This is a genomic window from Actinospica durhamensis, from assembly GCF_018139695.1.
GTDB lineage: Bacteria > Actinomycetota > Actinomycetes > Streptomycetales > Catenulisporaceae > Actinospica > Actinospica durhamensis.
Genome location: NZ_JAGSOG010000332.1, coordinates 1 through 8,513, shown reverse-complemented (window position 1 = coordinate 8,513; position 8,513 = coordinate 1). Strand labels below are relative to the sequence as shown.

At 70.6% G+C, this 8,513-nt stretch carries 7 protein-coding genes; 6 read left to right on the top strand and 1 reads right to left on the bottom strand.

What is annotated here, in order from left to right:
• Positions 1–248: 248 nt before the first annotated feature.
• The gene (locus KDL01_RS36390; protein ID WP_212533257.1) at positions 249–2,279 is read right to left on the bottom strand and encodes a beta-galactosidase; all 2,031 of its coding nucleotides are present in this window, start codon (positions 2,277–2,279) and stop codon (positions 249–251) included.
• Positions 2,280–2,528: 249 nt separating this feature from the next.
• Here KDL01_RS36390 and KDL01_RS36385 point away from each other — a divergent pair, with 249 nt between their 5' ends.
• The 6 genes from KDL01_RS36385 to ftsL all read left to right on the top strand — a co-directional run bounded on the left by KDL01_RS36385 (position 2,529) and on the right by ftsL (position 8,510).
• Positions 2,529–3,839 carry an ABC transporter substrate-binding protein gene (locus tag KDL01_RS36385; protein WP_212533256.1) on the top strand — a complete coding sequence of 437 codons (1,311 nt, stop codon included), beginning with the start codon at positions 2,529–2,531 and terminating at the stop codon, positions 3,837–3,839.
• A gap of 12 nt (positions 3,840–3,851) precedes the next feature.
• A complete protein-coding gene (locus KDL01_RS36380; RefSeq protein WP_212533255.1) occupies positions 3,852–4,847 on the top strand; it encodes a carbohydrate ABC transporter permease in 996 nt (331 codons plus the stop codon).
• Complete coding sequence (locus tag KDL01_RS36375) at positions 4,844–5,716, top strand: carbohydrate ABC transporter permease (protein ID WP_212533254.1); 873 nt, start codon at positions 4,844–4,846, stop codon at positions 5,714–5,716. Before KDL01_RS36380 ends, KDL01_RS36375 begins: the two co-directional genes overlap by 4 nt.
• A 68-nt stretch (positions 5,717–5,784) precedes the next feature.
• Positions 5,785–6,807 (top strand): LacI family DNA-binding transcriptional regulator, encoded by a 1,023-nt coding sequence (locus tag KDL01_RS36370; protein ID WP_212533253.1) that lies wholly within the window; start codon positions 5,785–5,787, stop codon positions 6,805–6,807.
• A gap of 86 nt (positions 6,808–6,893) precedes the next feature.
• The gene (rsmH, locus tag KDL01_RS36365) at positions 6,894–7,892 is read left to right on the top strand and encodes a 16S rRNA (cytosine(1402)-N(4))-methyltransferase RsmH (RefSeq protein WP_281415796.1); all 999 of its coding nucleotides are present in this window, start codon (positions 6,894–6,896) and stop codon (positions 7,890–7,892) included.
• 93 nt (positions 7,893–7,985) lie between these two features.
• Positions 7,986–8,510: a cell division protein FtsL gene (ftsL, locus tag KDL01_RS36360; RefSeq protein WP_212533252.1), complete on the top strand. Its 525-nt coding sequence runs from the start codon at positions 7,986–7,988 to the stop codon at positions 8,508–8,510.
• The last annotated feature ends 3 nt before the right edge of the window (positions 8,511–8,513 follow it).

The following is an 8,513-nucleotide window of genomic DNA, read 5'->3' as shown; positions in this document are numbered from 1 at the left end:
ATGCCCGCCCGTTCCCGTCTTCCCACGACCACGGACACCGGCCTTCCGCGCCCATCCGGCCGCCGTGTGACGGCTCACCCCGACCACCCGGGCCGCACCCGAGACACTGCCCTCCTCCCGATCCAGCGCCTCGAAGAACCTCGCCTTCAACCCCTCAAAATCCACGATCCCCGCAACTCCCTGGATCCAGGGTGTTGCGAGGATCGTTAGAACCCGCGAATCCCGCGGGGCCGTTCTCGTATGCGGACTCAGGCCTCGAGCTTGACCACCCGGACCGCGCCCGCGGGCACCGTGGCTGAGCCGGCGAACACCTCACCGGTGAGCAGGTCCGTGCCCGAGGCCGGGAACTCGGCCGGCTCGTCCGCGTGGTTGATCGCGAACAGGTACCGGTCGCCGTCCGGGGAGGCGCGCTCCACCAGCTCGAGGGTGTCCGGGGTCTGCGTGTCGAAGGCGACGCCCGCGTCCGCGGCCGCCGCGCGCAGGATCTCGCGCAGGGTCGCCGGATCCGGGCTCGTCGCCAGGTACCACGCCGTCCCCTCCTCGACGCGGTGTCTGGTCACCGCCGGTCCGCCGGCCGCCGGGCCCTCGGCGAAGACCCGCTGCGCCTCGGCCCCGTGCAGGGCGATCTCCTCGGACCAGATCCGCCCGGTGCCCCCGCCGGTGAGCGCGACCTCGCGATCGGCGTGCAGCGGCAGGAACTCCCCGATGGTCAGGCCGAGCAGGTCGCGCAGCACGCCCGGGTAGCCGCCGAGGTAGACCGCGTCGTCCTCGTCCACGATCCCGGAGAAGTAGGACACCACCAGCGTGCCGCCGCCGGCCACGTAGTCGCGCAGGTTCTTGGCCCACTGCTCGCGGCACAGGTACATCTGCGGGACGACCACCAGGCGGTAGCCGGACAAATCCGCGCCCGGGTGGGCGAAGTCGACCTGCACGTGCGCGCGCCAGAGCTGCTCGTAGAACTCCAGCTGCCGCGGCTTGTACGCCAGGTCCACCGACGGGCGGAAGACCTGCTCGAGCGACCACCACGACTCCCAGTCCCACAGCACCGCGGTGCTCGCCCCGGCCACGCGCGAGCCCGCGACCTGCTCCAGCGCGGCGAGATCCGCGCCGAGGGCGGCCGCTTCGCGCCAGATCCGGGTGCCGGTGCCGCCGTGCGGCAGCATCGCGGAGTGGAACTTCTCGCCGCCGCCGCGCGAGGCGCGCCACTGGAAGAACATCGCGCCGTCCGCGCCCCGGGCCACGTGCGACAGGGTATTGCGACGCATCTCGCCCGGGCGCTTGGCCAGGTTCCGCGGCTGCCAGCTCACCGCGCCGGTGGAGTGCTCCATCACCAGCCACGGCTCGCCACCGCGGATGGAGCGGGTGAAGTCCGCGCACAGCGCCAGTTCGATCTGGTTGTCCGGGGCCTCGGCGGTCAGGTAGTGGTTGTTCGCCGCGATGTCGACCTCGCGGGCCCAGCTCCAGAAGTCCAGCGCCTTGCAGTTGATCAGCTGGAAGTTGGTGGTCACCGGGGTCTCGGCGCGCCCGACCGCGGCCAGCCGGGCCCTGATCACGTCGCGCTGGCCGGTGTAGAGCTCGAGGGTGGTGTCCGAGGTGAACCGGGCGAAGTCGAGGCGGTGCACCGGGTTCACGTCCGCCATGGGGGTGCGCTTGGGGGTGTCGATCTGCTCCCAGGCGGTGTAGAGCTGGCCCCAGAAGGTGGCCGTCCACGCGGTGTTGAGGGCCTCGAGCGTGCCGTACTTCGCCTTGAGCCACACCCGGAAGGCCTGTGCGGACACAGCGCAGTAACAAGCCCCGGTGGGGGATCCGTACTCGTTGTGCACGTGCCACATGGTCACGGCGGGGTGTGCGGCGTACCGCTCGGCGAGCTTGTCGGCGATCCGCAGACAGGCCTCGCGGTACTCGGGGGAGTGCGGGCAGTAGGTCTGCCGGGAGGATCCGGCCAGCACCACCCCGTCCTCGGTCTCCGGGCGGACGTGCGGATACGCGGTCAGGAACCAGTTGGGCGCGGCCGCGGTCGGGGTGGCCAGGTCCACGTCCACCCCGGCTCCGGCCAGCTGCGCGATCACCTTGTCCAACAACGAGAAATCGAAAACGCCGGGCTCCGGCTCGAGCAGGGCCCAGGCGAAGATGCCGAGGCTGACCAGGTTCACCCCGGCCTCGCGCATCAGCCGTGCGTCCTCGGCCCACACCTCCTCGGGCCACTGCTCCGGGTTGTAGTCCGCGCCGTAGGCGAGCCGGGCGAAGGGGGCGGCCGGCGGGCTGGCCGTCTGGTTCATGGGCGGATTCCTTGCTGCACCGGGGATGCGGGGGCGGACAGGGGCGCGTCCCGTGAACGCTCCCACGGATCACGGCGGTGAGGAGAGTGGGAGCGCTCACGGAACGATAACGAAGTAGTAGCACGCCGGTGCGGCGGCACACCACCACTTGACAGTGAGGGATTCTGTCACGAGTCTGGGAGCGTTCACAACCGCTGCACTTGCGTGAGCCACCCTTAACCCTCAGCTTCACACCGACAGGAGTGGACGATGAAGTTCCCTCGCCCCGCGAAGGGTGCCGTGTGCGCCCTCGCCGCGACCGCGCTCGTCGCCGGCTGTTCCTCTTCCGGCAGTACCAACACCGGCTCGAGCTCGAACTCGAACTCGAAGGTGACACTGACCTTCTGGTCCTGGGTGCCCAACATGGACAAGGTCGTGGCCGTGTGGAATCAGTCCCACCCGGACATACAGATCAAGTTCACCGAGGCCGCGGGCGGTGACGCGGAGCTGGCGAAGCTGCTGACGGCGGGCAAGGCCGGCGACATGCCCGACATCGCCCAGATCGAGTACCAGTCGCTGCCGACCATGGTGACCAACAACTACCTGGCCGACATCTCCTCGTACGACTCCAACCTCAAGAGCGACTTCCCGAGCGGCCTGTGGAACCAGGTCACGCTCGGCCAGAGCCAGCTCTACGGTGTGCCGCAGGACGCCGCGCCGCTCGCGTTCTTCTACCGCACGGACGTCTTCAAGAAGTACAACCTGGCCGTGCCGACCACCTGGGCGCAGTATGCGTCGGAGGCTGTGCAGCTGCACAAGGACGACCCGAGCATCTACATGGGCGACACCGTCACCACCGACGCGGGCCTGTTCTCCGGGCTGAGCCAGCAGGCCGGCGCGCAGTGGTGGTCCACCTCCGGCACCAGCTGGTCGGTCGGCATCAACTCCACCGCCTCGCAGAAGGTCGCCTCCTACTGGGGCAACCTGGTGCAGGAGGGCGCGCTGGACTCGCAGACCGCGTGGACCGCGAGCTGGGACAAGTCCTTCTCCTCCGGTGAGTACGCCTCCTGGATCTCCGCGGTGTGGGCGCCGGGCGACCTGGCCTCGCAGGCCGCGAACACCTCCGGCGACTGGGCCATGGCCGAGCTGCCGCAGTGGGCCGCCGGCGACGACGTGGACGGCGCCTGGGGCGGCTCGGCCACCTCGGTGACCTCCGACTCCAAGCACGCGCAGCAGGCCGCCGAGTTCATCGCCTGGCTCAACCAGTCCAGCCAGGGCACCGACCTGCTGGTCAAGGACGGCAGCATCTACCCGGCCTCGCTCTCGGCCGAGTCCAGCTCCTCCCTGCCGGCCTCGAGCTTCATGAACCAGTCGGACTTCTACACGCTGGCCAAGCAGTTCTCCGCGTCGACCGCGGCCGCCACCTGGGGCCCGGACGTGAACGTCGCCTACAGCGACTTCGGGGACGACTTCGCCTCCACCGTGAAGACCGAGGCGGGCTACCTCTCCGCCCTGGACAAGCTCCAGAACTCGGTGATCGCGGACATGAAGTCGGCCAACTTCACCATCAGCGGGTCCTGAGTCCCTGAGACGATGAGCACCGTCACCTCCCTGTACGACGAGCAGTCCGCCGCGTCCGTGTCCCGGACGCGGCGGGCTCGCCCGGGCAAGCGGCACAGCCCTGAGCCGCGCCGCTCGCCCTACCTCTTCGTCGCCCCCGCCGTCGTGCTGTTCGTCGCCGTCTTCCTGGTGCCGCTCGGCTACACCGTCTACCTCAGCACGCAGAAGACCCAGGTCATGGGCCTGGGCCTGGGAGCCAACGCGCGCAAGCAGGTATCGGCCGGATTCTCCAACTACACCACCGTCTTGCACGACGGCGAGTTCTGGCAGAGCGTGCTGCGCGCGCTGCTCTACGGCTGCATCCTGATCCCGGTCATGCTGGGCCTGGCCGTGCTGTTCGCGCTCATCCTGGACGCGCAGCGGGTCCGGTTCCAGCGCTTCGGCCGGATCGCGATCTTCCTGCCGTACGCCGTGCCCACGCTGATCGGCTCGATCATCTGGGGCATGATGTACCTGCCCGCGTTCTCGCCGATCAACTCGACCCTCAACGAGCTGTTCGGGATCTCCGGGATCAACTTCTTCGGGCAGCACATCGTGTTCCTGTCCGTCGCCAACATCGGCGTGTGGGGCGGGACCGGCTTCAACATGATGGTGCTCTACACCGCCCTGCGCTCGCTGCCGCAGGAGGCCTACGAGGCCGCCCGGCTCGACGGGGCGAACGAGCGCCAGATCTCGCTGCGGATCAAGCTGCCGATGATCCGCCCGGCCGTCATCATGACCGCGATCTTCTCCACCATCGCGACCCTGCAGGTGTTCAACGAGCCCTACGCCATGCACCAGATCTCCTACGGCGGCGTCTCGAGCACCTGGACCCCGCTGATGACGATCTACCGCGACACCTACACCGCCAACGACGTCTACCTCGGCTCGGCCGAGTCGATCGTCATCGCGCTGCTGATGTTCGTCCTGTCGGTCGCGGTGCTGCGGCTGACCAACCGCCAGATCTTCGGAGGGGAGGCGAAATCATGACCTTCTTGACGACCACCGCCCAGGGCACGGCCCCGCGCCGGGGTCGGCGCACCTCGATCGTGCCGACCGCGGTGCTGTTGCTGGGCGCGCTCTACACGCTGCTGCCGATCATCTGGCTGCTGATCGCCACCACGAAGACCAACACCCAGCTCGGCAGCATGGCCCCGTTCCGTCCGGCCGGCTCTTTCGTGTCCAACTTCGACCTGCTCACCCAGTACAACGGCGGGGTGTTCTGGAACTGGCTGGCCAACTCGGCGATCTACGCCGGCGGCGGCGCCATCCTGTCCGCCGCGGTCTCGGCCACGGCGGGGTACGGCTTCGCCAAGTACCGCTTCCGCGGCAAGGGCTTCCTGTTCACCATGATCCTGATCGGGATGCTGGTGCCGGCCGTGGTGCTCGCGATCCCGCAGTACCTGCTGGTGGCCAAGATCGGCCTGGCCAACACCTACTGGGCGGTGCTGATCCCCTCGATCATCTCGCCCTACGGCATCTACCTCGCCCGCATCTACGCCGGCTCCTCGGTGCCGGACGAGGTGCTTGAGGCGGCGCGGATGGACGGTTCGCCGGAGTGGCGCACCTATCTGCGGGTCGCGCTGCCGATGATGACGCCGGGTCTGGTGACGGTCTTCCTGTTCCAGTTCGTGGCCATCTGGAACAACTTCCTGCTGCCCTGGCTGATGCTCAGCAGCGAGAACAAGTACCCGCTCACGGTGGGCCTTTTCACCCTGCTCGACGCGGGCACCTCGCAGCCTTCGCTCTACAGTCTGGCCATCACCGGCGCGCTGCTCTCGATCCTGCCGCTGATCGTGCTCTTCTTCCTGCTCCAGCGTTTCTGGCGGGTCGATCTGACGGCGGGGTCGGTAAAGTGAGCGGCGCGGGCGGCGTCCGGCCGACGCGTGGGCGTCGTGCGGGCACGAAGAATGCGATGGGGGCATAAGTGGTCGTCGACAGCGGGCGAAGGCGCCCGACGATCGAGGACGTGGCGGCGGCCGCGGGAGTATCCCGCGGCACCGTCTCCCGCGTACTCAACGGCGGGATCAACGTCTCGCCCGCGGCGCTCGCCGCCGTGAACAAGGCGATAAAACAGACCGGGTACGTGGTCAACACGCACGCCCGCTCGCTGGTGACGCAGCGTTCGGGGTCGGTCGCCTTCATCCTGTCCGAACCGCAGGAGAAGTTCTTCGAGGACCCCAACTTCCAGGTCCTGCTGCGCGGCTGTACCCAGGCGCTGGCCGCGCACGACATGCCGCTGCTGCTCTCGATCGCGGACAGCGAGCCGGACCGCGAGCGGGTGGTGCGCTTCATCTCCGGCGGCCACATCGACGGCGCGCTGCTGGTCTCCACGCACGCCGGCAACCCGGTGATCGGGCGGCTGGCCTCGCTCGGCATCCCGACCGTGGCCTGCGGCCTGCCGATCGGGCACGAGCAGGAGCTGGCCTACGTCGCGGTGAACGAGGCCGAGGGCGGCCGGCTGGCCACCGCGCACCTCGCGGGTCTGGGCCGGCGCCGGATCGCCACGATCACCGGTCCGCTCGACACCCCCGGCGGCCGGGACCGGCTGGCCGGGTACCGCGAGGCCCTGTCCCAGGCCGGGATCGGCTACGACCAGAACCTGATCGTGCACGGCGACTACACCCGGGTCTCCGGGCAGGCCGCCATGGAGGACCTGCTGCGCCGCGCGCCGGACCTCGACGCCGTGTTCGTCGCCTCGGACCTGATGGCCCGCGGCGCCCTGGACGCGCTGGAGCGGGCCGGGCGCTCGGTGCCCGGGGACGTGGCCGTGGTCGGCTTCGACGACTCCCCGGCCGCCTCGGCCGGACGGCCCGGGCTCACCACGGTGCGCCAGCCGTTCAAGCGGGTGTGCGAGGAGATGGTCCGGCTGCTGCTCGCGCTGCTCGACGGGCAGGAGCCGGCCGCGGTGATACTGCCGGTGGAGCTGGTGCGCCGGGACACCGCCTGATCGGCTTGTAGAGTGCTCCGGGGCGGGATCGGGCGCCGGAGCACGGCGTGAGCACGAGAAGAACGGTGGCGGCAGCGGTGGACGGGCTGGATTCGGCCGAGGCTGCGGACGCCCCCAGGGCTCCGCACGTCCCGGTCATGCTGACCGAGTGCGTCGAGGCACTCGACGTGGCGGACACGGTGGGCGCGGCGGTGCTGGTCGACTGCACGCTCGGCCTCGGCGGGCACAGCGAGGCGCTGCTCGAGCGCTATCCGGACGCGCGGCTGTTCGGGCTGGACCGCGACCCGGAGGCGCTGGTGCGCTCCCGGGCCAGGCTGGCCCGGTTCGGCGACCGGTTCGAGGCCGTGCACGCGGTCTACGACGAGCTGCCGGACGTGCTCGCCGAACGCGGCGTCAAGCGCGTACACGGGGTGCTGTTCGACCTCGGGGTCTCCTCGATGCAGCTGGACATGCGCGAGCGCGGCTTCGCCTACGCCTACGACGCCCCGCTGGACATGCGGATGGACCAGACCGCGCCGCTGACCGCGTACGAGGTCGTCAACACCTACCCGGTCGGGGACCTGGCCCGGATCCTGCGCGACTACGGCGAGGAGCGCTTCGCCAAGCGCGTCGCCCAGGCCATCGTGGCCGAGCGCGAGCGCGCGCCGATCGAGCGCACCGGCGTGCTCGCGGAACTGGTGCGCAGCGCCATCCCGGCCGCCACCCGGCGCACCGGCGGGCACCCGGCCAAGCGCGCCTTCCAGGCGCTGCGGATCGAGGTGAACGGGGAGCTCGAGGTGCTCGGTCGGGCCGTCCCGCGCGCGGTGGACCTGCTCGCGGTGGGCGGGCGGGTGGCCGTGCTCTCCTACCACTCGCTCGAGGACCGCTGGGTCAAGCGGGTGTTCGCGGCCGGCGCCGAGTCCACCGCGCCGCGCGGGCTGCCGATCGCCCCGCCCGGCACCGAGCCGGTGCTGCGGCTGCTCACCCGCGGCGCGCAGGAGCCGACGGCCGAGGAGCTCGCGGCGAACCCGCGCGCGGCCTCGGCGAAGTTCCGGGTGGCCGAGCGGGTCAGGACCGGTTCGGTGCGGGCCCGGCTGGACGCCTGACGCTCCATCAGGGGGTGTCAGGGGTCGCATGCTCACCGCGCCGGACGCGCCCGCTGACGCACAGTCTCATCCGGGTAGGCGATACTGGCCGTCATGGCTGAGCGACCGTCGAGAAGAGGACCGGGGCCGCGGCTGGCCGTGATCGAGGGCTGGGCCGGGCGGCGTTCCGCGATCCCGTTCGCGCTGCTGGTGCTCGGCGTGCTCGCGGCGGGCCTGATCGCACTGCTCTCGCTGAACACGGCGATGGGCGAGAACTCGATCAGGACGCAGAAGGCCGAGCAGCGCCAGGCGCAGCTGACGGACCGTGAGCAGCAGCTCTCCCAGCAGCTGTCCGGGCTCTCCGCGCCGGGCGCGCTGGCCTCCGCCGCGGCCGCCCAGGGGCTGGTGCCCAACCCGCAGCCGGCCTTCCTGAACCCGACCACCGGCGCCGTGCTCGGTGTCGCGAGCCCGGCGCCGAGCCCGTCGCCCACGCCGAAGCCGACCCCGACGGCCGCCGCGTCGGCCACCGCCACGGCGTCCTCGGGCGCCAAGCCGAGCGCGTCGGCGTCCCCGACCGCCTCGGGGACGCCGAGTACCAGCCCGAAGCCGACGCAGACCGCCTCCGGGAGCACCCGATGAGCC

Excerpts from the sequence above, each read along its gene's own strand:
- KDL01_RS36375 (WP_212533254.1), top strand. The coding sequence starts at position 4,844 with ATGACCTTCTTGACGACCACCGCCCAGGGCACGGCCCCGCGCCGGGGT.
- KDL01_RS36380 (WP_212533255.1), top strand. The coding sequence starts at position 3,852 with ATGAGCACCGTCACCTCCCTGTACGACGAGCAGTCCGCCGCGTCCGTG.
- ftsL (WP_212533252.1), top strand. The coding sequence starts at position 7,986 with ATGGCTGAGCGACCGTCGAGAAGAGGACCGGGGCCGCGGCTGGCCGTG.
- KDL01_RS36385 (WP_212533256.1), top strand. The coding sequence starts at position 2,529 with ATGAAGTTCCCTCGCCCCGCGAAGGGTGCCGTGTGCGCCCTCGCCGCG.
- KDL01_RS36390 (WP_212533257.1), bottom strand. The coding sequence starts at position 2,279 with ATGAACCAGACGGCCAGCCCGCCGGCCGCCCCCTTCGCCCGGCTCGCC.